The sequence below is a fragment of the Pseudomonas azadiae genome (assembly GCF_019145355.1).
Taxonomy (GTDB): domain Bacteria; phylum Pseudomonadota; class Gammaproteobacteria; order Pseudomonadales; family Pseudomonadaceae; genus Aquipseudomonas; species Aquipseudomonas azadiae.
Genome location: NZ_JAHSTY010000002.1, coordinates 1,081,012 through 1,105,653 on the forward strand (window position 1 = coordinate 1,081,012; position 24,642 = coordinate 1,105,653).

Consider the following 24,642-nt stretch of genomic DNA (forward strand, 5'->3'; position numbering starts at 1 on the left):
AATCAGGAGGCTCAGCACCGGAAGCTTTGGCTCAGGGCGATGAGCCAAAACGTTTTGTATGGTCGAATCATATGAAATGGATGCTCTCTGCAGACTGGCTCGCGACATCGTCAGACCAAGCGGCACGGTTCGACTTTCGCTAGGGCTCCACGTCAGATTGAAGCATCCTCCACTAACTGAGCTTACTGCGAGCTTCACTCTTCGAATGAGCTCTCAGACCCGGCGGATTCATCATTTCGCCTAAACACTGTAACGTTTCGTATTATCGGTGTGCCGTTAACCGTTCCGACCTCCACGTCTTCATCATCGACCTCGTAATTTTCGCTCCAGGCTTCGCTGATCACTATCCTGATCAGCTGTGCAAGGTTTGATCTTTGCCAAGAAAAATCTGGAGCCAAGGCTCTTGGCCATTGTGTCTGACCTACGGTTAACACTGAGCCGCTGTGTTTCGGAATAACCCAAATGTTGCTAACTGGCTCGAAGGAGCTTTTGAAATCTCGAGGATGGACATCGTCGGTGTCCTCCTCATAGGAGAATTCCCCGTCGAATGTGATCACCACCTCCGACGTGTCTTGGAATCGTTCACGTATCTCTCTGACGCTTAACCAGTCACTCGGGCCCTGGCATGCTATCGGCAGTTCACCAATGTCTCCTCCACACTCAAGTACAACTTCTGCACATCGGGCTTTGTGAAGCTCATCAGATCTAGCCGCCGCAATAATCTTCGCCTGCTCTGTTGCCCATGCCGCGAGCTGTTCTTTAGACAGAGTTGGCAAGGCGGAATCGCGAGACGCAGTTAAGGTTTCGCCTACCAACAAACCTTGAATGTTAGACATCCGAGACGCCCTAAGTCCTCCGATCGTGACCCATCCTCCATCAGCGCCGAAGAAACTACTTGGTTGGATAAATGCGCGACCTAGCGGTTTTCCAGTCTCATCAAGGATAGGTCGTATCGCGGAAATGCTCGTCCCATGCCTGTGTCTGTTTGACATTCCAAAGGGGTTAAGTCGGCTAAGCAAATCTGCATCAGGTAGGTCAAGCCAATCGCCGGAACTTACCGCTGGAAAACTTTCACCGCCTTCTTCAACCTCAATCGAAACGTCTAGGTTTGGCGCTATCGATGCAATGAGCTGTTTTAGAGTGAGAATGTTTTCGCCAGATTTACTGTTGAAAAGTATTCCCCCTTTAGTCCGTGGATCGGCCTTCAGCAAAATCTCAATCCTCGTCCCCCCGTCGACTGGTGATTGACCCCGTATCGCTTGGGCGAGAATGGGGCGCGATACAGTGCCATCTCTAAACTCTAATACGCGAGCGGCGGCTTCGCCTAAGTCAAAGCGGCGAGAAATCACCTTTACTAAGGAACCAATCATAAATACCGAGAAAAAGCCGATTCCATATCGTCCTATCGCGTTCATACCCTTTGCGATGAGACCAGGAAACTCCTGAGCTGCGAGTGATGACCGCCAAAATGATGTGCCGAAATCAATCAACGGGCCGGTCAAAACGAGCTCTGACATCCCAATACCATTGTCTTCGACGGTCAACCAGTGGCCATCCGTTTTTTCTATGAGGGACACCACTATGTTGCCCCAGGTATCGCGTCGTCCGGCTTGATAACGTCTACGTGCTTGGATGGCGTCGGTACTATTTTGGATGAGCTCCCTGATGACTACAGTCGGGTCGTCACCATAAAGCTTGGCGCCCCCCAGTGTTTCAACAACTTTCGGGATGTCTGAAACTTTTAACTGCGTATCAACCGGACGCCATCCTCGGGTATGAATAGTACGCGCTAACGATTCGGGGCTGCCGGCGCCCTTGACTCGCCGGGCTCGAAAGAACAATCCCTTTGCTCTGTTTTGCATCAACAAGTCTACATCCTGCAACTCGCGATTCACCGCCGAGATCGTGTCATATGCGAGCCACCAGGCGTCCGCGTCGTCGATATCGAAAGGTGCGCCAGCGGTGAAGACCACGGCTTCATGCTCGATATGGGGCGCAGCTAGCCGCTCTTGGAATGACCAATGCAGGGCAGATATGCCTTTGGGGTGTGATATCGCTCGCAGAAACCTCGGAGCTCTGCGCTGATCCAAATGGAGTGCGTCGGCAATACGGAGTAAACAAGCGAGTTTCACGCGGTCAATCTTACTCTTCGTCTTGCCTGCAAGAGCACCAAGATCCTCCGAAAGTTCCTGCTCCACTCGTGCTACCGACCACCAGTGGCTGTGCGCGATGAGTCCGATTGTCTCGCCATAAAAAAAGCGTACATCTGCATCGTCAATCAGGTAAAGCGTATCTCCGTTAACGGACGGCCAGCCTTGAGTTGCTAGCTTCTCAGCTTGTTGGGCATGCAACTGGCGTAAGACTTCAGGTACAGCACGGTTGACGATGATTGGTGAAGGGTTATTGACCGATTCGGGATCATGGTCATCTCCCCCAAGCAAAGCCGTCACGGTATCTTTCCATGCCACGGTCTCCCTCAAATCCTCAAGGCCGTTCGGATAAGCGGCAAGACTCATAGCCGAATCGTGCAGAAGGACACTCGCCCCGAAAACGAATGCTTCGGCAGGAGAAATTGTCAAGGCGCCTTCTGAAACGAGCGATGCTGTCTCCCACAAGGCGTCTAGGTGACTCAAGTCGTGGACTGTCATGCCTGGCATAGCTGCTACGATCTGAGCGACCAGTTGGCCCGCTTTTTCACGCATGGCTAGGTATCGTTCTCGGAAAAACTCCTGCTCAGCGGTCGTAATGTCTATTTGTGGATTGACGAAAGCGTGGCGCCACAACCAGGTCAAACGGAAATCAGAGACAGCAGACATAGTGATCCTTCCCCTAAGTGCTTCCTTGGTGAGCGTAGACCTAACTCTGCATCGATCAGTTGGCTACCCCGTATTGGTTAGGTTCGCGAACATCTAGCATGGTCTCACAGGCAGGTGGCCATCATAGCACCTTGACATTGAGTGCAATGCGGAGGACGCCAGTGAGTTCTTCTGTAGTCTGCTCTTTTACCTAGCCGGAACTAAGACTCATGGACGTCTATGGCCAGCGATCACACTGATTAACAACAGAATTTTCTCGCGAGCTAAAGTTTTGCCGTCGCGAAAACCGTTAGGTATATAAAACCATGCGGAGTGCCGGCAATGAGCGTAGTACCGATCAAAAACTCTCGGCCATTTTATGTGCCGCAAAGTGTCGAATTTACCCACCGGGCAGTCAGTCATGTATCTGCCACAACGGAAGACGGTCGCACTGTCGATATGTCGCTCGGATACTCGCGATATCAATTGAGTGCTCGGCAGGCCGACGCTATTGCCCAGGGGCTATTGATGTCTGTCATGCGCACAGGCTTGGACATTGCGAGCATGCCTTGGGACGGCGGACGTCTCGTGAAAATATCTCCGCTCTCTGGAGATCTAGGGGCTCCCAAATTTTCGGACGATACGATCCATGGTAAAGGCGCGTCGTTCCGATTTTTCGGCGTTTGTTGGACATATGAAGGTGTAGGTGCAGACCCAAACTATCCGGCAAATGCGCTCTGCATCCGGACTATGCATGACGGTGGGATCCTGTTCGGTAAGGGCAATGTCGATTATCTGCTGACTGGTGAGCAGGCGTACCAGCTGTTTCAAAGCCTCGCTAGCTGCGCGTATTCACTTGAAACCAGATCTTGGATGGTCTGGGACAAGATTATCGAATGGCGAACCGGCTCGGACTCAGATTTGAAGGATCAAACACTCGAGGAAGAGATGCTCCTCAAACATCTCAAGCTTTGCGAGCTTAGCTCGAGGCGAAAACGTGAGGCTAAAAATATCGGCGATTAGTGAAGGGGGATCCGGCGATGCCCATTTTCCGTATTCATTTGTCCAGATTTACTCATATTCCGGCAAAAGTTGTGTCAATGAGCTTTCATCAATGGCGGGTGGAGCTTCATTTGAGGTTCTGATCGGATATCGGGGAATGTGCAATGCCAGTTATTTTGCAGGGCTCAACATGGAAAAAATGGGATCTCCACGTCCACACCCCAGAGTCGTTGGTTCACCACTACCCCGGTGAAAAGGAAGCGGCGTGGGAGGCTTTTCTATCCGATCTAGAGGCATTGCCACCTGAGTTTAAAGTTTTAGGCATCAATGACTATCTGTTTGTAGATGGCTATGCCCGCGTTTTGCAGGAGCTGCAGAGGGGCCGTCTTGCGAATATTGAGCTTGTCCTTCCCGTTGTGGAGCTTCGACTAGATAAATTTGGTGGCATTCTTGAGCAAGGCGACGAGGGATACAGGCCTTCGAGTTGGAGTCGTATTAACCTCCATGTTGTTTTCGATCAGATCGACCCGCAGCTTATTCGCGAGCAATTTATGCCTGCCATCTCTCATGGGTACTCCCTGGTACCTGGATCCCCTGGCGAGCGATGGGCTGGTGTCATTACAAAGGCCAATCTGATTGAGCTTGGGGAGCGTGTCGTTGCCTCAATGCCAGAAGCTATGAGGGGGAGAGCTCCCTCACCTCTAAAGGTCGGTTTTAATAATCTCAACGTTAGCTTTGATGCAGTTCGCGCTGCTCTCAATACGCAGCATTTTCATGGTAAGCACATCATTGCGGTGGGCAAGAGTGAGTGGGACAGTCTGCGCTGGAATGATCATACGATCGCGGACAAGAAAACGATCATCAACGAAGCAGATCTAGTTTTCACTGCTGCAGCCAATCCCGAGGCTTACGTGAGGGCTCGTGATGGGTTAAAGGCTGCTCAGGTCAACGCGCGCCTCCTTGACTGCTCAGATGCGCACTCGCTTAGCACATCGGGTGACAAAGACCGTGTTGGAAACTGTTTCACTTGGATCAAGGCTGACTCCACATTCCAGGGGCTCGTTCAAGCGATCCATGAGTTCGATGATCGCGTGTACGTCGGTGATGCCCCGCCTAAGCGAATGAAGGTTGAACAGAATAGAACCAAATTCATAAGCTCAATAAAAGTGGGAAAGGTCACAGACTCGGGCCTTGCCGAACCATGGTTCGACTTGGACATCCCGCTCAACCCTGATTTGGTGGCAATCATCGGTAACAAGGGCAGTGGTAAAAGCGCTCTATCCGATGTCATCGCGTTGGTTGGCAACACAAAGCACTACGCGAAGTTTTCATTTCTAAAAAACACCCGGTTCCGTAGCCCAAAACGCAGATTTGCGGAACATTTCTTGGGATCCTTGACTTGGCTAGATGGCTCCGTAATGGAGAAAATCTTGCAGGAGGATCCTGAGCCAAGCAGCGTCGAGCGGGTTAAGTATCTTCCGCAAAGCTACTTGGAAGACTTGTGCAATGAATTGGGTGAGGGTGGATCTACAACGTTTGATGCAGAGCTGCGAAAAATCATTTACTCCCACGTTCCCGAGGAGGAGCGGCTCGGCAAAGCGTCCATGGATGAGCTCTTAGATTTCAAGGTTGCAGAAATTGAGCAGGCTCGTAAAGGCGTTAAAGAAAGCATCAGTAAGATCAACGCGGAAATCATTGAGGCAGAACGCAGATCGACAAATGATTTCTTGAGGTCGCTACATGAGTTAGTGGTGTCCAAGCAGGGAGAAATCGCTGCGTTGGAGGAGGCCAAGCCCCAGCCGGTGCTCGACCCGAGTGCTTCACCTGAGGCTCTGGCTGAGTCGAAGCAAGCCGCTCAGCAAGTTGAGGTTCTCGAAGATGAGGTTCGAAAGATTGAGGCTGAGGAGGCGGCGCTCAAGAACACGAGAGCTACGGCACTTAAAAGAGAAGCGATCGCCAAGAGAGTCTCCACCGCCCTTACTAATTACCGTAAGCAGCATGCGACCTTCGTTGCTGAACTGAAAGACCTACTCGCTGATCTTGATGCAGAGTTGCCAATTGATTCCTTGTTGCAGTTAAAGGTCGATTCAGGGCCGATTGAAGCCATCGCTGTAGCGGCACAAACGCAGGTCGCTGCGATCGATGCCGATTTGAAAAATGAAGATCAAGGTAGTATTTCGCAGCGAAGATCTCTTACGACGGCCCAGTTGGTTGAGGCCAAAGGCATGCTTGGAGAGGCGCAGCGACTTTATGTTCTCTACAAAGAAAATCTAGCGAACTGGGAGCGCGCTAAGGCAGAGCTGATTGGGTCACCTGATAAGCCAGGCAGCCTTTTGCAATTGCAAGCCGAAATAGCGTCTCTGGCGCTTTTGCCGGAGCAGCGAGCGAGGCTCCGTGCCGAACGCTCAGAGAAGACTCGGGAGATGCATGGTTTGATTCAGGCCATGGTTGATGAGTACGGTAGGCTCTATCTTCCTGTGCAGCGCTTCGTTAATTCGGATGAGCAGAGAGAGCTCAATTTACCTCTGGATTTTCAAGTTCGGATAGAAGAAAAAGGCTTTTCCGAGCAGCTATTGAGGCGCATTAACCAACGGGTCAGAGGTTCTTTTATGGGCGTCGACGAGAGCTCCCAGAGGTTGCGTAATCTGCTGCTTGCTTCCAATTTCGAGACCCCAGACGAGGCGGTGGCCTTCGCAGATATGATTGATGATCTGCTTCATTTCGATCGTCGAGAAGGAATGCCTGAGAGGGCGATTCTCCTGACCGACCAACTCGCACGAACCGTCACTGCGCAGGATCTTCTAGATTATCTGTACTGCTTAGACTACTTGGCTCCTCGATATTCTTTGACCTACGAAGGGCAGGAAATAGGCCAGCTATCACCTGGCGAACGTGGACTGCTGCTTTTGGTTTTTTACCTTTTGGTCGATGAGGATGACATACCGATTGTCATCGACCAGCCCGAAGAGAACCTGGATAACCAGACCATTTTTCGCGTTCTGGTTAAGTGCATCAAGCGAGCGAAAGAACGCCGGCAAGTAATTATGGTGACGCACAACCCGAACCTCGCAGTGGTTTGTGATGCTGAACAGATCATTTATGCGGCATGTGATAAGGCTGCGAGCCGATTCGATTATGAAGCCGGTGCGATTGAGCATCCTGACATCAAAGCCCGAGTGGTCGAAATTCTTGAAGGTACGGAACCGGCTTTCAAGAACCGGCAGGGTAAGTATCGATTGCAATAGACCAATGGCTTTGCGGAGCATCGTAACGGATGTGCTTAGGGTAATGGCCCGCCTTTGCGGGCTTAGCCATGGGTATGCTGATGGTATGAGTAGGTATGTTAGGAGCCAAACCGGGCACTCATTACCTGCGACGGCCTATACGAGCTGGTTTTTTTCACTAATGGATTAGCTGTTGAAAGCACTTCCTATTTCGATGTTTGAACTACTCGCCCTGGCGCTGCCTTGGGGGCTTAGCTTCGTCGACCACTATCCCTATGAAGGCTGCGCCGAGGAGGAAGGATGGATTTCCGACGATGGCGCCACCTGGGGGGTGGTCTGCTATAGCCCAGAAGCAAACACTTATTCTAGCTTGGTGGTCAGGCGCAGAATCGATCTCGTTTGGACGGTCATATATGGCGTAGGTGGCTTCGCACTATTCGAGGAAGCTAAAGCTCAAATTACGAGTCGATTGGAAGAGGGAAGGGCTCTTGAACCGTTGCCTCCAAGCACGCCTAGGCGACAACATCTTTTCGCAGGTGCTTCAGAAGATGCTGGCTCACTCTTCAGGTTGCTAAGACGAAAATCAAAAGCTCAGACAGCTTGGGTGTTAGGCCATCTCTACCTTTCGATGCCTAAGCCCGATCAGAACTTCGTAACCGATTTTCGCTCGAGCAATTCCCACACGAGACTATGGGAGCTTTTACTTCTGGCTTCCTTTCGTGAGCAGGGATGTTTTGTTAGTCAGGATCATCCCTCGCCGGATTTTCATATACGGCGCCGAAGCGGTGATGGAGCCTGGATCGAAGCTGTTACCGCCAACCCACCGGATGCGGATAGGTATGATCATGTTGATAGCCCGCTGGCACCTATTCCAAACGATCCTAGAGATCGGTGCATGGGAGGGGCGGCAGTCCGCTTCCATAAAACATTAAGAAGCAAGATCGATCGGCGATATGACCAGTATTCGCATGTTCAAGGTCAGCCTTTTGCGATAGCCCTTGCGGACTTCCATGCGCCGGGATCGATGATGTGGAGTCGAGAAGCGCTGATCACCTATCTGTACGGCGAATACGCAGAGGTACAAAATCTGGATGGTGTGCAAGCCGCAGTAAGCGTTGCCGTACAGGCGCTTTTGGATAATGAAGGCACCCCTGCGGGCCTATTTCGTTCCGGGGAAAATGACGGCCTCTCCGCAATTGTCTTTAGCAACGGATGTACCATCGCCAAGTTCGGGCGAGTTATGCAGACTATGAGTGGCATCGACTACGGTTTCACGCGCACCCGCGTCGGCATGATTTTCGATCGGACACCTGGCGTGTTAGAGGGCATTCCATTCTGTCTTGACGTCAGCAGTCGAGAGTACCAGGGGCTTTGGCCCCAACGTTACGAGCCTTGGTCAGCTGAGCTCGAAGTCTTTCACAATCCCTTCGCTACGTACCCTTTCCCTAAAAACGTTTTACCGGAAGCGCAGCATTGGTTTCGAAGGGACGGATCAATTGTCTGTGAAGCTTTTTACGAGACGTCTGTTCTTTGGTCGGAAACTCATGTAACGAACAAAAACTAAGCTGGCGGGCCAACAAAACGAGCTTGGGTTACCGCCAGATTTTATCGATCAAATGTCGGTAAGCTTTCAAAACAGACGGAATGGATTGGTGTACTTACTGGCTTTTCGCAGATACCTGGAGGCTAAACGCATCCCCGCACCTACAAATTTCACTTTTTGCAGCGTCCCCTGCCGATCGTGGAGAAAGTGGAACTGGGCATCCAGCTTTGAAAGTTCGACCAGAAGCAGCTGGCGGCCTTTTTCATCCAAGTGGGGGTTACAAAGCTCATCGTCGATTGCTTTTCGGTAACCACGGTACTCTCTCTTCATCGCCTCAGTTCTCCAAGCTGACGTCACCGGCATGACAAGGCAGAGTAAAGCAGTCCCGTCGAGGGCAGCGGCCACAGCTGTCGTGCTGAGCAAGCCATCGCGCCATAGACCTCCTATTATTAGAAAGGGGATGCTGACGACTACCGCCAGAAAAACTGGTTGGGTCGGGTAAGCCAGCAGTGGATGAGGGCGATACCGTATTTTTCGCATAGAGCTTCCAAGGCTTTGATAGATGATGAGATATTGGCAGTTGTGACAATGCTTGTCTTGCTAAGTGGGTGCTCAAAAATTCAGAGTCAGGAGCGTAGGCATTGAGGGCATTTTTACTTTTTATGATCCTGCACTCCTGAAAACATCAGGGTTTACCCAGCTCGCTCACTCAGGTCGCGGCATAGGTAAACACCTTCAAACTTGCGAGGGGCGAACATGACGATTCCGACGCCATGGGGTGTAATTTTCAAAGCGGGAGCATGGTGCTGGCGTCGCATCACCATAGCGCTGCTTTATAAAACCTATTCCGAGGCCCATCAACGGTGGACGAAACGTAACAGTTTCGGCGCTCGGTGGGAAAAGCTTGGAAAACATGTCGAGTATTCTCTCTATCTAACAAAGCCGACCGACGCTGAACCTCGGGTTTCCAAAGTCGCTTTCCGTGCGGTCGATGCTACGGTAGTGAGATTCGATTGCGTATTTGAGGCTGAGGGCGCAGGACTTCGATATCAAGATGCGATAACCGTACATGAGCTAGATCGCTCGCCGGTCGTTTTCAACCTCACGCGCGTTCCTTCGCAAGATTTCCTATCGCACCTCAAGGGTGATATCCGATTTTCCGTGGAGAGCTACCAATTCCGAAAATGCTCGGTAGCACTAGAAGGCAATCAGATACCCGAGTTCGATTCGCTTACCTCGTATCTCAGTCATAACTGGTTGGTAAGTGACACTTGGAATCGCCGGTGGGGCACTTTCTGGAATTGCAATTCGATCACTTACGCGAAGCAAGAAATTGAGATTTATTGGAAATGGGGTTTTGGCACTCGGGGCGGATCTGTTTACACGCCGGGATACAGTAGAACAAATTCGAAGGCACCTTTTTGGTCTTTTGGACGCAGAACGGTGGTTTGGGTGATGTCCAGACCTTGGATCCTAACGATGCAATTCTGGATAGCCATCTGGTCGCGTCAGTTTGTGTTGGATGAGAATGACCGATTGCGGCGTCGATAGTTTTCTGCGTAGGGGTGGTCGCTACCTATTCACCAGACCTTTATATCGTTCTCGAGACTCCAGGATCTGATCCCTGAGCTCTTCAGGATCAATCCTCATGCCACCACGAGGCGTGACCTGAAGCGTCTTTAAGCGGTTCGCAGCCTTGATGAATTCCCGTTCCTCTGCCTGAACCCACGCGGGCCGCTTGTCTTTCCAAAATAGCCAACCCATTTGCCCGGCCTCATCTTTGATCGGATGCTCAGCAGTATGTGGGAGCAGCCGCCAATGTCCAAGCTGGGAAGTGAGCTTGGTCATCATTCAAGCAGAGCGCGCAAATCAGGATCATCGAAGAACGTAAGAATGGAGCCTGGAGGGCGAGACCAGGTACCTGGTGGGGCTCGGTTTGCGACAGCGGCTTCGAACAGACACGCCCGACCGTTGGGCGATGGATTATTTCTCCACCTTGCGCTGGTAGCTGATCGGGACATCCCTCTGATTGCTCCGGCATAGGGATTGGGCAATCAAGCCCGGCACTCGAAAACCTGAGGTTGGAGTGATGCTGAAACGCCATCTTGATGGTGTATATTCGGCCACGGATAGACGGACGTACCTGAACCCAGCGGCCTTGTCGAAAACTGCTAAGGAGAGCTCCATTGAAAATCATTTATAAAGCCCGTGAGAGTCGTCGTACCAATCCTTTGCCTGAAGGTGAAGACGACGTGTTGGAACTTCTCTCCAACGATTGGAACGACTACGGGTACGAAACCACTTTCATGACGACCTGTAGGATTGCTGGCGAGAGGATACAGCTGGGTGCAATAAAGATTCTTTTTGAAAAGTCCAACTCCCGTCGCTATTTGAAGGAGCTCTTGCAAAATGGATGGGATGGATCATTTCCAATCCCAAACGAATCATATATTTCCACACCTGGCGAAATCACCTTCTACGAGCAGCTTGTAGGAGCCCTCTCTCCTAAAAAGGCTGTCAAGGCCGCTGAAGCGTTGCGAGATGCGAGTTACTTGATTCATGTCAAGGATGATGCCAGCGCGCAAGAAATGATACAGGAAGGGGGGTTTAAAGACTCTTTGCAACGCGAGCGCGGATCTATCGATGCATTTAATAGTGGATGGAAGATTCTGGATCAAAAGTCCTTAGCAGCTCGCGATGTTGACTTTAGTTTCAAGGATGTATTTGGTCAGCGTTCTAGTCTGACATTTAAATTTGGTGTAGGGGAAACATCGCTTCCAAGGGATATAAACGTATTGATTGGTGCAAACGGCACTGGGAAGTCTCAACTCCTTCATCAGATGGTGAAGGCGTGGCTTGCAGATCCTAGACAAGTTCGATCTGGAGATTTCGCTGTGCCACCTGATATCAGTCGATTGATTGTAGTTTCTTACAGCCCCTTTGAGCAATTTCCAGTGGATATGGAAGATTCTAAGCTCAATGACAAGGACGCTTATAAATATTTTGGGTTGCGAGGGGTTTCTAAGTCTTCATCTCCAAAAAGGAAACTAATCACCCTTTCTAGAGACATTCCTCGGCAAGACACTGTTGCTTCTCTGGTCTCCTGTGTTATGGATGATCAGCGGTTTCGCCATATTCAAGGATGGGGACGAAAGATTGCCACCGCTGAGCGTGTGCTTCGTGCGGCAATTAAATTTGACGCTATCGCTTTGAAGTTGAAGAGCAACATAAACCTCAAAGACTTATTCGAAGATCTGGATGAGCTTGATAAGGCTGTCAGTGTCATAAAGCAAGGAGGGAAAGAGGCAAGCTTTATTACTATAACAGCTTCTAATATTCGTCACATTGACGCTAATATGTTGGAGCGATTTGTCAATGCCGAGCAAGGTGTGTTGTTCTTGGCTGACGGCGTTATACAGCAGTTGAGCTCAGGGCAGCGACTCTTTACCTATCTTGTTATCAACGTTCTTGGGGCAATTAAACGCAATACCCTTATTTTGATCGACGAGCCGGAGCTTTTTCTTCACCCGTCGCTTGAGATACAGCTTGTGGATATGCTCAAGCAGATTCTTCAGAGCTTCAACTCGCGGGCTGTGCTTGCCACGCATTCTGTCTCGACTGTGAGGGAGATACCAGCCGACTGTGTTCACGTCCTTGAGCGAACGGATGATTCTCTGATAATTAAGCAACCTCCCTTCCAGACTTTCGGGGGAGATTTTCAGCGTATAGCCTCATACGTGTTTGGGGACAGAGCAGTATCCAAGCCCTTCGAGCGCTGGATCGAAGATCAGTTGGAGGGCATGTCAGCCGAAGAACTCATCCAGTCCCTTGGCGACGATGTAAACGAAGAGCTGATCATTCAAATCTTAGCGATGGGGCGCGACCAATGGTGATGTCTCTACCGTTACCTCCACATTGCAGTGTCGGTCTTATCAGTGACGTGGTGCAGGAGCGCGAGAAAGGCGTAAATTTTGCCTATTTCACGGGTATTCAGGCTGAATGGGAAAGCAGGACGCAAGAGTACCTTCGTCACCGAGGTTCGCCCCAGTATGTGCATCAATGGCTTGGGATAACGCCATCCAGAAAAACTAGCTTTCTGACCCTCTATCTGAGCCATAGAGAAGGTAGCTCCCAGCGAGTGGTCATCGAAGATCTCAACGATCATTCCTTGAACTACTGCCCTGCATGTGGAGAGTTCGGCAGACCGAACACTTTGGATCACTACCTACCCAAAGGGAAATACCCGCATTTCTGCATAACTCCTGCAAACCTGTTTCCAATGTGCGACAGATGCCAGAAAGAGAAGGGCGAAAAAACAGGCACAGTAGCCGAACCCCGATTTTTCCTGCATCCCTATTTCGATGCCTTTCTTTCCGAGCAGATATTACGAGTAATAATCGAGCCACCCTATAATGCCCCTTCCTTCCGGATCGCAATATCAAGCGCGCTCGATGCTGAACAGACTGCTGTGGTGGCGAGCCACATTAGGGAACTGGAAATCGAGGCAAGGTTTGCACACTTCTTCAAGGATGAGATCGTTCGAACGTGGAAACAGGCGGCTAAGATGCGGTCTACAAGGGTTCCAATTGAGCTTGCACTACAAATGTTCGACGATATGTATGAGCAAAACACTTGGCAGCAGCTCTACCATGCATCGGTGCTAGGCAACGCGGACTTTATTGATTATCTGCAGCATGGAGACCTTCCTGAGGACGTTTAACTTACTTATACGGTTGTGAAAATCAATCTCCGCGCGCCTCACCTCCACATGGCACCAATTTGCGCAGCCTCATCAAGGATTAGGGGGGAGCAATATGGGGGGAGTCGCGTCAACTCTTCAAGCTGGGAAGTGAGCCCTGTCATCATGCAAGCGGAGCGCGCAGACCATGATGGTCGGAGAGCGTAAGGATGGAAGCCCGGAGGGCCGAGCCCCGTCATCACGGGGCTCGGTTTACGACAGCCGCCCCCAGAGGGGTACGCCCGACTATTGGAAATGCAAAGATTATCGAATAGCTCGTTGATCAAATGACCGAGGCACTACGCCCAGCGCACAAAGATCGTATGTTCTGCGCAATGCCACCTCGTCACCAGACGAGACCCTGACATGGGTAAAGATCGTCGACAGAAAGCGTTTCCTTTCGCCGTTGCCGAGCTCAGACCAAATTCTAGGCTGTCCTTGTGCATCAGGAATCGCCAACCGGTCGAGGAGATACTCTTCCAGGCTGTGCAGACGTTGTTGGCCATCAATCAAAATTTCACTGTTTTCGGCCAATGCCCTGCTACCGATCACTGGCTCGTACCAGTCATTCGTGAGGTAGCTCCCCAGATCCCCGCCCGACCATACTGCAGAGATGAAGCGAGACTTCTGACCGAGGTTCCACTCCAACCCACGCGCCCACGATGGAACGGGCATGCCCATAACGAATCGCGCAGCCCACGGAAACTGCTCACGAGCGGAGGAGGGGTCTACGAGATACTTTTCCCAGTGGCCCACTAAGACCTCGATGGGACAATGACTGATGGTCGTGGGCAGAAGACGCTGCGGCATATGAATGTGTAGGTCTGATGTTCCGCCGTTGGCGTAGCGTTTAAAAAATGGAGTCATGGTTTTCCTGGGGCGTTCAGATAAGGCGAAGTGTTCGATTCAATACCGGTGCATCGCCAGGCGTCGACCGTTTCGATGATCAACAGATCTCGTTCGATAGAAACGTGGATCTGGTCGCTATCGACAAGCGCGTGCACATAGCCTTCGATGTAGGATGCTGCCTTATCGAATGCGGAAGGTGAGTCGGATGACTCAATGTAACTAATCAGTCGTTCCCAGGTTCTCCGCTGACGGTTGCCCTGGATCGTCTCGGGAAACGATATCGCTCCCCGCAGAATCTGAATGGATGAAGACATTGATTGGGTCAAGGCTGATTTCTCACCGTGTACATACAATTGAAAACGGTGTGTTTTGGCAAAACTTGAGCTGAATGAAGGATTTTTGTGCAGATGCTGCAGAGACGCTAATGCCCCTTCAGCAATAGAAGGCATTCGCGATATCTGTAAAGTGGAAAGCGAAAAGACCATGCGTTCGATCATATATCACCGACCCTGACGCCTGAATCTGAGGTCTAGTGAACCAATGCGACGTTTGCTTTCAAAAAGCGCTTATCGTGATCTGCCGCTGGAAGGTGGGTGGAGTCGTACTGACCAAACAACCGATAGCGATTTACCGCGATTTTGTCGTACATCCAATCTCGCATTGCTGCTGGTACAACACGTGCAGCCTTGAGCCAGCGCCACGGGACATTTAGGCGACCTAAAATCTCGAACATCGTCTCAGAACGTATGGACACCTTGTTGTTTGAGATGAGAACAATGGTGTTGAATTTGTCCTGCGGCAGTCCGGCCCACCTCAAAAGCTCTTGGCCCTCAGGCGACTGAACCGCAGCGAGCTGAATTCGGTGAGCCTTGTCATAGTGGATGATGAACCTAGCCCACCCGTTGCAGAGCTTGCATGTGCCATCGAAGAGAACTGCCGTGTCGCCCGATTGTAGGAACGGGGCAGGGGATTCGGTTTTCGTGGTCATTCAGTCTGCTGTTTCATTTACAGTTCCCTGCCTTTCGGTAGCCCGCAGATTTAGCAGCGGATTCTGAGTCGAAGGTTACCTGGTTCTTCGAGGACACCTTGTCGTAGCTTGGGCAACCTTCAGGTAGATGGTAAACGTGGCTTTTACTATTGCCAATGATGTACCCGGCTGACTCAGAGCGTGATGCGGTTGTTGTTTTTGGTGATTGCGCCGACTTTGCCGTAATGCCGATGAACACTCCGTCACCCACCGGCTTATAGCCTTGAGTCCAACTCCGTTCTTTAGTCACGAAAGGATTGGGATGCCCCATGATCGCGGTGATACGGTTATTTCGCTCCTTTTCCCAAGGCGTAACTGGAAATTGCTTGTCCCATGCCATTAGAAGCTGTTGCTGCTGGCGATACATATTAGGGTTGTATCGGTCGAAGAAGTAGAACGTCGTCTTGGATACCGATCCTTCACCTTGTCTCGCGGTTCAGTCGCACGCTTTGGCCGACTGGCGCCACGAATCTAAGTCATCGTCGAATAGGTCTGACTCGTCTCTCTGCAGTTCCGAGGCGGCGTCCGATTCCTCGGCAGGAGACGGCCCGGAGATATCTTCAGGCGACCAGTCATCTTAGAAAAGGAACATATCACGCGTAAAATCAGCGATTCCGACTTCGCTGTCGTCCAGGATGTCACGAGCAAAATGTCTGAAAATCCTGCCTCCATCAACGCCACGTCCGACATCCTTATCTTTGATTAGAAGGACAGTCCAATTCTCATACAACGCACCGGCAGCAATTTTCGCCCAGGCGAGGTGAAACAACTTATAAGTCTCACCGATAAGCATGGAGTCATACACCACGACAAGCATCCTTTTGGACGCATGCAAAAGCTTCACGGGGGAGAGAACTGCCAAGGTAATAGACTGCTCGATCAAATCGATCACCCTTGTGTCAGGTTGTCCTTCCCAGAGCACTACGAATCTCTGAATGCACACGACCTCGAGTGGCATGCAGTCAACGCCGAATAACTGCTGTGTAGAAAAAATCGTGTACGCGCCCTCACCATCATCGTTGTGAGGCTGCTCATGTTCGGTATAAAGCCAGCGGGAATAAATCATGTCGGATACCGTTTTGGCGAAGGATTTTCAATTTATATGTGGGGCGTCACTGTGGCGCGCCGAGACATCGATTGGTAATGGCTGGAAGTTAGCGGCAGAATTTGCTGTGGCATTTTGATGCTTTATCATTGGTATAGCGTCTAAAGAAACGAGGGAATGGTTTTCCCAGAAGCTACCGATAGGTCAAGGTGCTTGAGTCAAGAAGAGTGCGGCTAGGAGCGTCTGCCGTGTCGACGATCCGCAAGATTTCGTTTTATGAAAATATCGATCTAGTCTTCTACAACTCTCAGTCCAAAGCTTTTTCAAATTTCAGGCTTTGAAGTCTCATTGGTAGAACTTCAGTAGGGCACCAATCAAGCGCAGCAGAGATGCATAAATGCCAGATCACCATTTGGATGCGGAGAACATCTTTCGTGGGGTGACGCCACATCAGCTTGCGTGGTTTCAGAATTGATTGGAGAGTATTGACAACCCCTCTGGGGTAGCGCCCACGACCGTCTCCGTCTGCAACTACAGCGAATGCGAAACAACCACAATCTTGGTAGCTGTCCGCAATCTTTGTTAAACGATTTCTAAGCTCTTTCTTGCTAATTCTAGAGGCAACAATCCACCAGATTAACTCAACGTCTTCAAGATCGATCCATTCGGGCGGTATATCACAGTTGTTTTCATATTGCTCAAATGGAAGCAGGTTGGTTGGATTCAGTCTCCCTCGTGACGGCTGTCCGAAAGTTAAGTCAACTTGTTGGTTGTTCATTCATTTCTTCTTAGTTAAGGTGTAGGCGTAACAGGGCTATGAGGTGCGAAAGGCGCCATTTTTGGGGGTGTGGGCAATTGACTAGCTTGTCAGCTGTCTTTCGGCAAGAATTTCGGGTAGGTGAGCCCCACTAAAGACTATTCCGTAAGCTTAAAAGCTTGGCCCAGTCTCGCCCTTTCACTATTCGTATTAGTTTTGCGGCGGGCGCTTGTTGTTAGCGTAGTGGTGGGTCATGTTCCGGCTGATTGTGCCCATGGCAGGATTGAAACGCTTGGATACCTGCATCGCCGCTTCTGCCTTAGCTATAATAACCGAACGACGCACGACGTGTGGCGAGCGTCCACCATGGCTTACGTTCGCAGCCTTCAGCCAGCTCACGAGCTTCTTACGAAGTTCTTCAGGCTTCATCGGAGAGTTTGAAGCTGAGCCGCTGGGGAAAATGTAGTCGTTCTTTGAGCTGTTCCTCAGATTCAGTATCTGTACTGCAAGATCTACGTCTTGCTTTGACAGTGAAACTGCTCTGAATTTTACTGTTTTCTCGACTCCAAGCACCAAGTCTTGCGATTTGAACGGCAAATATTCGCTGGGCCTCATGCCTGTGAGCATTAGGGAGAAAAGTAACCGGTCTGTAAGCGAGCCTTTCTGTTCGAGAGTTTCTTTTATTTGCATAAGCTCACCTCGACTAAAAGGCCTGGTCGCTTTGCTTTGCATATCTTCTTTTGTTTGGCTCATCATCAATCACCGTCATGAGAGGGCTGCCATTTAAGAGGAGTGGCTGCGCTGACGTCAAGGTGTTTTTGCACTTTTCTCGGCGTGTGGTAATCTTTTAACAGTATATTAAAAGTAGACCCTTAATTTGAGTTTGTGGTTTTTAAAAAGTTTCTGGCGCGGCTTTTTTTATTGGCTTTTCGGTATAGTCCTAGTGGTGGGGGCTTTATTTTTTGCTTAAATTGTAAATGCTGTTGCTGCTCAGCGATTACCTCGAATGCAATTGATTAAAAGTTTGTTGATGGCTTTTGCTGTTGAATTGAGTGGCGGTCAACAATTTATATTTATAGCGGAGGCCGCTTATCCATTGTGCGAGTTTCCGTAAAAGACCGACGCCGAAATTACGAAATGTGGAATTAGCGATTGCAGGGCATGAGTGGTGACTTGAGTAGTGTTTCGGTAGATCGAGTCCTTGGTGAGGTTACGATGCGGTGGGCAGCCGGTGAGCATAGAGTTTCACAATGCTGATCCTCCAACTCTGGGAGCCGCCTCCTCATGCGAGCACGCTCTGAAACTGCAAAGTATCGCAAGTGATCGTCAGACCGAACCGGGTGGCGGGCTTGGCTCAGGTATTTTGTCCTGAGTTTCTCCCCTCGTTAAGGTGCAACGCTTAACATGCAACGAGTTGCACCTTTGCAAGCTTTGGGGCGACGACGGGCTACGGTAATATTTCATCGGCAGAGAGCCCGGATTCATTGATGTTGACTAAGGTGCAGCTTAAAGCTATCGTAGTGGCGCTTGAGGAAGTATTGGGTTGAACCTTATATAAGAGTTCGAATCCCTGGTTTCCCGCCAAGATTCAAACGAAAGCCTCGCGAATGCGGGGCTTTTGTGTTTCTGGGGTTTGGCAAGGTTGGTAGCATAAAGGCGGATCGTTTTCGCATCATTTCAGGTGGGGGGCTCGCCTGCGGTGTTGTTCTTCATATGGGGTGGGCCTACCTTTCGGCCCATGCGCGGTGACATCGTCGGCTCTGCTGTCCGCTGCTTGCTAGGGTGTAGGACGAAGCCTTCAGGCTTGTTACGCCACGTGGGTGAGCCGTTGATCTACTATCTGGAAGGCACGCCACTCTGGGTTTGCGGCGCATTTCTCTTGGTCTGCTACTACGGTCTGAGTGCCAGGAAAACCAGTCGTGAAAGTCAGCGGTCGCTGATCATCACACCGGTTGTTTTGGTGGTCTGGTCACTTCTTTCTCTCGGCTACGCGGACCGCGTTGAGTTGACCGTGGGCAGTTGGTTCGCGGGAATGCTTTTAGGTGGCCTAGTCGCATTTGCACTATTTTCTCGACGCGGTCTGACTTTGGACGAGGAGGGCAAGCACCTGATCGTGCCTGGAACATGGAAAGTTTTTGGTATCTCGCTTCTCTTTTTTGCCGTGAAATACTTCATCGGTTATCAAGCTGCCGTACATCCAGAATTCTCGGCCACTGGGGAAATGCTCGTCCTTGCTGGTACCGCATCGGGGTTTACGGTCGGCTTGTTCTGCGGACGCACGGGGGTCTTCTACTTGGCATGGCTTGCACTTCGAAATGTCCATGGAAGCAAACGCACTATTTGAACTCGCTCGTTAATAGCTCGACGCGCGCTCATAGAGAGGATCGAGCAGCAGCCTTGCAGTCCACCCGCTGTCATTCGATGACCGCCTTCGCAATCAACGACGCGAACGCCGCTGGTGTATCCACACTCATCTCGACCATGAGCCGTCCTTGGCGAAAGACAGCAATCGGCCGAGTGGCATGAGTGGCGCGACGGATGAGTTCACGCTGGCCGCTGCGGTGCAGAACCTGCGACGGCTGGCCAAATTTTCATCTCAAGGGCCACCAGTCACGGTATAGGTGCGCCTGCACCAAGCAAAAAACCTCAAATTAACCCACTAGCAGAGCAGCAAAGGTCACCGAAGGGCCGAAAAACCACTCAATGTGGTGAGTAGGTTCTCCGGTGGTGCTGGTGCCTGAGTTCAGGCAATTTGAAAATCCGACTTTTTCAACAGAATCGGCCAAAAACCGCCGCTCACCTGAGATAAATTTCGAACGTTCCAACGCCTGGAATGGGACCCTCGTAGCCGCAAAACAAAGCCTGTTAACATGCTCTCAACGCGGCGCACATTGACCTATCCGAAGAAAATCTTCAAGCGCCGCCTGATAGATCGTCAATGGCTGATTGTCCGTATTGAATAGTGCAAACGGAATCATCGTAAGATGTGAAAACGACGTGGAGTTTATCGAGTAGGTTTTCTGCCTGCAAAAGCGCTGATCCTTATTCAATATAAAATTAAACTTGAAAAGGTTTGTCCGCGTACACCAACTGGGGATCAAACCCAGACTCAGGCCCGTCAAGTAATCTTGTCCGCAAGCGCCGCCAGATGAAAACTCCGAGATCTTTATTTCTAATGCGGGCAGAGGCGGGGCGGCAACGCTGGAGCCCGCATCCTGTGCATCGGGAATAACTTTGAATGTCGCTACGTATGCGTCCTTGCCGAAGCGACTGTCTTTCCATGGGGAGTTTATTGCGTAACTGAAGCTGGAGATGATTTCTTTTGTTGCGGGTTCTGCGGGTTCATTGATTGTCGGCTGGGACGAGTAAGATGTGCAGCCGGAACAGAGTATCGCAATGCTGACAATCACAAACCCGTTGGCTATTAAGCGACACATACTCAGTTTTCCCTAACTATTAATTAGCCGACATTCCTGTCGCTTAATGCCTTATAGCATATCATCTACACGCCGGATTGCTGAATCAGAATAACATCGCAGACTGTACGCGCGGCACATCGGGAGAGAGAAAAGGCCGCCACCATGATTTCTTTGCCCCAAAGCGTTCCTGCACTGAATGTTTGCCCCGGATACAGAAGCTAAAGGGAATGAAGCTCACAGCGCCTGCTGTTGGAGCTGATAGTCCTGATGACACCGCTTTCTACGGGAAACGCTGGTCTATAAATCAATGCTGCATGGTGACGCTGTGGTTGATGATTTGATTGATAGGAAGGTGACAAGGCAAGCATTTGCAGAGCATTACAGCGGTGATGACGTGTTGGCCTTCCTGATGAGCCTGGGCCACATCAAAGCGAGGGAGAATGCATTGAAGCATGGGGTTTGAAATCATAACCTTATGATTTAAAAGTGAAAAAATCTTTATAAATGCATAAGCGCATATGTTCATTTGTGTTTTCAGCTGGATTTATGTACAGTGGTTTTGCTTCGCGTCTAGTATCGTATGAAGACAAACAGGACACAGCCTGCTTTTGGGCTGCTGAAATTTAAGATTTGAGCATTTCTGATTTATGCCAAGTCACAAGGAGATTCATATGTCTACAAATGGAATTGAGCTACCTCCTATCATCGTCACACCAGATCCCCTTCCGCCTCCACCGCCGCTACCACCAGTACCTGTTGTTGTACCAGGAGTACCTGGTGCGCAACCTCCTCCTACAGCAGATGTGCCTGTTGGGACTGATGTTGAAACCCTTCTGAGCCTCCCGAAAATCCGCTCTGAAGGATATATTATACCTATTGCGGGTAAAGCAACCCGAGCACAAGTGGATATAGAAGCCGCTTTCAATGCGAATTTTCCAAATATTGCAGCTGAAACTGAAGGAGAAGTAGCCACTGCGCTTGGAGATGTTAGCCTACTAACTGACCTGGAAAAAAAGCAAAAAGAAAAAACTGTTGTAGATGTTTTGATTGCTCAATCGCAAGATCTACTTACTAACAATAATGCTGTTGCTAATTCGTACTTTGGGCGAGATCCGCTTGCAGTAGAATTTAAAAAGAACGCAGTATATCTCGCAATGGATATTACTGAAGCTAAACGTCCAGGCACTCCGATTGAAGTCTATAGGTCCTTTGTCGCGTCTATTTCAGCTGTTTATGAAAGTAAAAAGCTGGTTGAAAAAATCCGGATTCTCACTGAAAAGTCTAATGCTTTGACCCAAGCGGTTGCAGCAGCACAAGCTGCAGAGGATGAACGTATTGCGGCTGAAGCAGCAGCAAAAAAAGCTGCAGAGGAAGCAGAAGCAAAACGAATTGCCGAAGAAAAAGCAAAGGAAGAGGAGGAAATTAAGGGGGCTATCAAATTCACTGCTGATTTCTACAAAGAAATCGGAGAGAGATATGGCGCTCAAATGTCGGCATTAGCTACAGATTTGGCTGAAACGGCCAAAGGTAAAACGCTTCGTAATGCTGAAGAGGCTTTGAAGGCTTTTGATCAATACAGGGATCATCTGGATAAGAAGTTCAGTGCTGCAGATCGTGCCGCCATCGTGAATGCTCTGGATTCACTTGATCGAGCCGAGTTGGCAAAAAACCTCAACATCTTCGCAAAAGGGTTTGGCTATACTGGCAAAGCCTTTGATGCGTATGACTTGGTTGAAGAGGTGAAGAAAAGCTATGCTTCGGGTGATTGGAACAACACTGTGCTGAAAGTTGAAACACTTTTTGCCGGCAGCGCAGCTACAGGTCTAATTGCTTTTGCTTTCGGAGTGACCGTCTCCACACCAGTTGGTATCGTAGCTTTTGCCCTGATTATGGCACTTGTCAGTGCTTATATTGATGATGCGCACGTGAAGCAATTCAACGACGCTCTTGATGCAATTTTGCCTTAAAAAAGAAGGCGAAAAGTGGCCTTTTTAGGCCACTTTTTTTAATGCCATATAAATTAAATATATACAAAAAATGGGGACTGCTAGGATCGTGCAGGCCACATAAAAGATAGCATACAGACCATTTTTTCCTGGTGACTCAGTAAATAAGCCAGTAGTCCAGAATTCTCGCGTAGTGAAGCGAAGCGCCGCTTTTTCGATTATCATCCGCGAAAAAGGGAATAAAAAAGTACTACATAAACCCATCGTTAAAAAAATGGGGTTTGTTCTTTCTACGAATGCTTCCCCTCCAAACCATTTAGTAAAAAATAAAATGAAAATTCCTATCGAGATTATAAAGTTCTTGAAATAATATTTAATATACAAAGTTTGCTCGCGTTAAAGTCAGTTTAGTTTATCGGCTGCCATGCACATATCTATAATAGCAAATATGGTTAATGGCTATGGGCTATCATCTGGAATGGGGCACGCCCTCACCTCTAGCTTGCAATTTAGCACCAAGATGAGCTAATTGTTAAAGTGATTAATTCTGTCTGCTGAATGAAATATTTTGCTAATGCGTATATTTTGTAGATTAAGTTTTAAACTATAAAAGCAAGCAGCAAGTTATTCATCAGTAACTTCTAACCAAGTGGCCAGCGACGCGGTGAAAGCCGCTTTGCTGGACAGCCAGGCCCTTCTGTCTGTCGTCTCTGAAGCGATTCTGACCCCGGTTGCTGCACTCTTGGGCGATAGCCCATTCACAAAAAGCAACTTTTGGCCGAATTCTGCCTGTCGCGAAAGGCTGAAAACGGCCAAAAGCGGACTTCCGGGTAATCCTACGAAATAATGGATTTTTCACTGTTATTATTTATGAAAACTTCAGTGTTCTCAGCATTCGCCTCTTGCTCAAGCTCAATCTGTGCTCTTTTGAGATAGCGACGGATTCGGGTGTCTCGCGTTTGAGCAGTTCGAAAGCCATCAAGTCCTAAGGACACCACAACGGCCAAAGATCCAATTGCTAGAATGTACAATAGAGCTTGCGTGGGCCAAGCTGGAGTTTTTTGAAGGTATGCGGTAAAAAGACTTACTAATGCTGATATAAGTATTACTGTAATAAAGTGTTGGTTGATCAGGAAAGGCTTAGACGGCGGGCTTAGGGTTTCGGAGTATTCGGCGATAGCTTTAAGCTTCATTGGCGTGTATTTAACCTGCTTGATTCTTTGTAGAAAAAAAGCATAAGCCAAGATGTCGGTACGCTCTGACAATCGTTGCTGAGCAATGTCGTACTGCTCGTACTCAATAGGGTAGAGCTTTGCTAGCAGCGTCTCTACTGACTTAAAAAACACCATCATAGAAACGGCCATTCCCGTCATGCATATAAACGGCCATAGAGGATTTTTGAACCAGTAAAGAGTGGACGATATTGTAATCATTACCAGCATTGTCACCAACGCCGGTAGGAGGTATCGCTTACGTCCACAGACTTTTAATCGTTCATAGCCAAATATACGATTACTTTCAACGTAGATTTTTTTTATTTGCGACCAGTTTTTATGCATTTCGTCATTCCTTTCGACAGAGACTGCACTCTATTTTCCTGAGTTTTTTCGGTTTGCACAAATTGTTTTAAGCCGTGAGCAGTCAATCTGCGACAGACAACAACTGGCCTGAAAGCTGTCAGTTATGAATGATCCAGCAGAAGTCCCTCGGGCCTCTTTTGACCTTTAGGGGGATCGCCTTTACAGACGCATTCCCATCTCGAAAGCACGAGTCTCAAACCCGAACTCTGTGTACATGCGAGCAGCACGTGCATTGAACGGCCAGACGGACAACCTCAAGTCGTGGGCGTCATTTTCGATAGCCCAGTTTTTAACGAGCTGAATAAGCATACGTCCAATACCTTTCCCCCAAAATTGCTCGGCAACACATACCGATCCAATGCGAACAACATTCAGCGGTTGCATCAGCGGCCCAGAGCTTGCTGACAGGCTGGCAGTAATGAAGGCTGCGGCCTGGTGACCGACATTCGCGATGAACACAACCTGACCCGGTTTCTCGAAAAGACCTGACCAGTGAGGAAGATCGCGCGAAAAGTCTTGGGTGGCAGCCGCGTAAATATCGGGGCGGGCAGCGTGGTGCACCGCGTTAAGCAATTGTCCTAACTCACAGATGCTCAATGCGTCTTGTACCGTTGCTGCTCGGTAAGTAATGGCTTCGTCCATGATGTGCAACTCTCCTTGATTGTGTGGGTGGTTCGCAGGGATCCCGGTCTTTGTCTCATGGCAGGGATGATATTC

19 protein-coding genes and 1 pseudogene are annotated in these 24,642 nt (G+C 49.6%); 8 read left to right on the forward strand and 12 right to left on the reverse strand.

The window, feature by feature from the left end:
* Positions 1 to 194: 194 nt before the first annotated feature.
* Positions 195 to 2,816 (reverse strand): HD domain-containing protein, encoded by a 2,622-nt coding sequence (locus tag KVG91_RS21365; RefSeq protein ID WP_169378907.1) that lies wholly within the window; start codon positions 2,814 to 2,816, stop codon positions 195 to 197.
* 321 nt (positions 2,817 to 3,137) lie between these two features.
* On the opposite strand from KVG91_RS21365, the gene KVG91_RS21370 reads away from it, so the two are divergent.
* The 3 genes from KVG91_RS21370 (at position 3,138) to KVG91_RS21380 (ending at position 8,585) form a co-directional block, all read left to right on the forward strand.
* Positions 3,138 to 3,818, forward strand: a complete 681-nt coding sequence (locus tag KVG91_RS21370; RefSeq protein WP_169378908.1) for a hypothetical protein — start codon at positions 3,138 to 3,140, stop codon at positions 3,816 to 3,818.
* Between the two features lie 143 nt (positions 3,819 to 3,961).
* Positions 3,962 to 7,042, forward strand: coding sequence for a TrlF family AAA-like ATPase (locus KVG91_RS21375; protein WP_169378909.1), 3,081 nt, complete (start codon positions 3,962 to 3,964; stop codon positions 7,040 to 7,042).
* A gap of 172 nt (positions 7,043 to 7,214) precedes the next feature.
* Entirely contained in the window at positions 7,215 to 8,585 is a 1,371-nt protein-coding gene (locus KVG91_RS21380; protein WP_169378910.1) for a hypothetical protein, read from the forward strand.
* A 66-nt stretch (positions 8,586 to 8,651) separates the two neighbouring features.
* Here KVG91_RS21380 and KVG91_RS21385 read toward each other — a convergent pair whose 3' ends face one another.
* Entirely contained in the window at positions 8,652 to 8,987 is a 336-nt protein-coding gene (locus KVG91_RS21385) for a hypothetical protein (RefSeq protein ID WP_169378911.1), read from the reverse strand.
* Positions 8,988 to 10,750: 1,763 nt separating this feature from the next.
* On the opposite strand from KVG91_RS21385, the gene KVG91_RS21390 reads away from it, so the two are divergent.
* Both KVG91_RS21390 and KVG91_RS21395 read left to right on the forward strand, forming a co-directional pair.
* Entirely contained in the window at positions 10,751 to 12,457 is a 1,707-nt protein-coding gene (locus KVG91_RS21390) for an AAA family ATPase (protein ID WP_169378912.1), read from the forward strand.
* Positions 12,457 to 13,284, forward strand: coding sequence for a hypothetical protein (locus KVG91_RS21395; protein ID WP_169378913.1), 828 nt, complete (start codon positions 12,457 to 12,459; stop codon positions 13,282 to 13,284). Before KVG91_RS21390 ends, KVG91_RS21395 begins: the two co-directional genes overlap by 1 nt.
* Positions 13,285 to 13,566: 282 nt before the next feature.
* Here the strand turns inward: KVG91_RS21395 and KVG91_RS21400 are convergent, their stop codons facing one another.
* From KVG91_RS21400 to KVG91_RS21430, 7 genes and pseudogenes are all read right to left on the reverse strand, one after another.
* Positions 13,567 to 14,169 (reverse strand): DUF262 domain-containing protein, encoded by a 603-nt coding sequence (locus KVG91_RS21400; RefSeq protein WP_169378914.1) that lies wholly within the window; start codon positions 14,167 to 14,169, stop codon positions 13,567 to 13,569.
* A complete protein-coding gene (locus KVG91_RS27675) occupies positions 14,166 to 14,648 on the reverse strand; it encodes a hypothetical protein (protein ID WP_225927033.1) in 483 nt (160 codons plus the stop codon). Before KVG91_RS27675 ends, KVG91_RS21400 begins: the two co-directional genes overlap by 4 nt.
* A 32-nt stretch (positions 14,649 to 14,680) precedes the next feature.
* A complete protein-coding gene (locus KVG91_RS21410) occupies positions 14,681 to 15,139 on the reverse strand; it encodes a thiol-disulfide oxidoreductase DCC family protein (protein WP_169378915.1) in 459 nt (152 codons plus the stop codon).
* Positions 15,140 to 15,152: 13 nt separating this feature from the next.
* Positions 15,153 to 15,628 (reverse strand): annotated as a pseudogene (locus tag KVG91_RS21415) (endonuclease); the annotation flags it as partial.
* Between the two features lie 127 nt (positions 15,629 to 15,755).
* Positions 15,756 to 16,244, reverse strand: a complete 489-nt coding sequence (locus KVG91_RS21420; protein WP_225927034.1) for a hypothetical protein — start codon at positions 16,242 to 16,244, stop codon at positions 15,756 to 15,758.
* A 286-nt stretch (positions 16,245 to 16,530) separates the two neighbouring features.
* Positions 16,531 to 17,001 carry a hypothetical protein gene (locus tag KVG91_RS21425; RefSeq protein ID WP_169378916.1) on the reverse strand — a complete coding sequence of 157 codons (471 nt, stop codon included), beginning with the start codon at positions 16,999 to 17,001 and terminating at the stop codon, positions 16,531 to 16,533.
* Between the two features lie 189 nt (positions 17,002 to 17,190).
* Entirely contained in the window at positions 17,191 to 17,733 is a 543-nt protein-coding gene (locus KVG91_RS21430) for a tyrosine-type recombinase/integrase (RefSeq protein WP_169378917.1), read from the reverse strand.
* A 1,075-nt stretch (positions 17,734 to 18,808) separates the two neighbouring features.
* Here KVG91_RS21430 and KVG91_RS21435 point away from each other — a divergent pair.
* From KVG91_RS21435 to KVG91_RS21445, 3 genes are all read left to right on the forward strand, one after another.
* On the forward strand, positions 18,809 to 19,324 hold the full coding sequence (locus tag KVG91_RS21435) for a hypothetical protein (protein WP_169378918.1): 516 nt from the start codon (positions 18,809 to 18,811) through the stop codon (positions 19,322 to 19,324).
* Positions 19,325 to 20,706: 1,382 nt separating this feature from the next.
* The gene (locus KVG91_RS27685) at positions 20,707 to 20,862 is read left to right on the forward strand and encodes a hypothetical protein (protein WP_225927035.1); all 156 of its coding nucleotides are present in this window, start codon (positions 20,707 to 20,709) and stop codon (positions 20,860 to 20,862) included.
* A gap of 208 nt (positions 20,863 to 21,070) precedes the next feature.
* Positions 21,071 to 22,366 carry a colicin-like pore-forming protein gene (locus KVG91_RS21445; protein WP_169378920.1) on the forward strand — a complete coding sequence of 432 codons (1,296 nt, stop codon included), beginning with the start codon at positions 21,071 to 21,073 and terminating at the stop codon, positions 22,364 to 22,366.
* Between the two features lie 24 nt (positions 22,367 to 22,390).
* On the opposite strand, the gene KVG91_RS28085 is transcribed toward KVG91_RS21445, so the two are convergent.
* From KVG91_RS28085 to KVG91_RS21460, 3 genes are all read right to left on the reverse strand, one after another.
* On the reverse strand, positions 22,391 to 22,609 hold the full coding sequence (locus KVG91_RS28085; protein WP_225927074.1) for a colicin E1 immunity protein: 219 nt from the start codon (positions 22,607 to 22,609) through the stop codon (positions 22,391 to 22,393).
* A gap of 572 nt (positions 22,610 to 23,181) precedes the next feature.
* Complete coding sequence (locus KVG91_RS21455; RefSeq protein ID WP_169378922.1) at positions 23,182 to 23,904, reverse strand: hypothetical protein; 723 nt, start codon at positions 23,902 to 23,904, stop codon at positions 23,182 to 23,184.
* Positions 23,905 to 24,084: 180 nt separating this feature from the next.
* Complete coding sequence (locus KVG91_RS21460) at positions 24,085 to 24,567, reverse strand: GNAT family N-acetyltransferase (RefSeq protein ID WP_169378923.1); 483 nt, start codon at positions 24,565 to 24,567, stop codon at positions 24,085 to 24,087.
* Between the last annotated feature and the right edge of the window lie 75 nt (positions 24,568 to 24,642).

What these genes read in the sequence shown, in the direction of transcription:
- KVG91_RS21455 (WP_169378922.1), bottom strand. Translation starts at nt 23,904, where the DNA reads ATGCATAAAAACTGGTCGCAAATAAAAAAAATCTACGTTGAAAGTAAT.
- KVG91_RS21365 (WP_169378907.1), bottom strand. Translation starts at nt 2,816, where the DNA reads ATGTCTGCTGTCTCTGATTTCCGTTTGACCTGGTTGTGGCGCCACGCT.
- KVG91_RS21410 (WP_169378915.1), bottom strand. Translation starts at nt 15,139, where the DNA reads ATGACCACGAAAACCGAATCCCCTGCCCCGTTCCTACAATCGGGCGAC.
- KVG91_RS21420 (WP_225927034.1), bottom strand. Translation starts at nt 16,244, where the DNA reads ATGATTTATTCCCGCTGGCTTTATACCGAACATGAGCAGCCTCACAAC.
- KVG91_RS27675 (WP_225927033.1), bottom strand. Translation starts at nt 14,648, where the DNA reads ATGATCGAACGCATGGTCTTTTCGCTTTCCACTTTACAGATATCGCGA.
- KVG91_RS21430 (WP_169378917.1), bottom strand. Translation starts at nt 17,733, where the DNA reads ATGAGCCAAACAAAAGAAGATATGCAAAGCAAAGCGACCAGGCCTTTT.
- KVG91_RS21425 (WP_169378916.1), bottom strand. Translation starts at nt 17,001, where the DNA reads ATGAACAACCAACAAGTTGACTTAACTTTCGGACAGCCGTCACGAGGG.
- KVG91_RS28085 (WP_225927074.1), bottom strand. Translation starts at nt 22,609, where the DNA reads ATGGGTTTATGTAGTACTTTTTTATTCCCTTTTTCGCGGATGATAATC.
- KVG91_RS21445 (WP_169378920.1), top strand. Translation starts at nt 21,071, where the DNA reads ATGTCTACAAATGGAATTGAGCTACCTCCTATCATCGTCACACCAGAT.
- KVG91_RS27685 (WP_225927035.1), top strand. Translation starts at nt 20,707, where the DNA reads ATGCTGCATGGTGACGCTGTGGTTGATGATTTGATTGATAGGAAGGTG.
- KVG91_RS21375 (WP_169378909.1), top strand. Translation starts at nt 3,962, where the DNA reads ATGCCAGTTATTTTGCAGGGCTCAACATGGAAAAAATGGGATCTCCAC.
- KVG91_RS21400 (WP_169378914.1), bottom strand. Translation starts at nt 14,169, where the DNA reads ATGACTCCATTTTTTAAACGCTACGCCAACGGCGGAACATCAGACCTA.
- KVG91_RS21460 (WP_169378923.1), bottom strand. Translation starts at nt 24,567, where the DNA reads ATGGACGAAGCCATTACTTACCGAGCAGCAACGGTACAAGACGCATTG.
- KVG91_RS21395 (WP_169378913.1), top strand. Translation starts at nt 12,457, where the DNA reads ATGTCTCTACCGTTACCTCCACATTGCAGTGTCGGTCTTATCAGTGAC.
- KVG91_RS21370 (WP_169378908.1), top strand. Translation starts at nt 3,138, where the DNA reads ATGAGCGTAGTACCGATCAAAAACTCTCGGCCATTTTATGTGCCGCAA.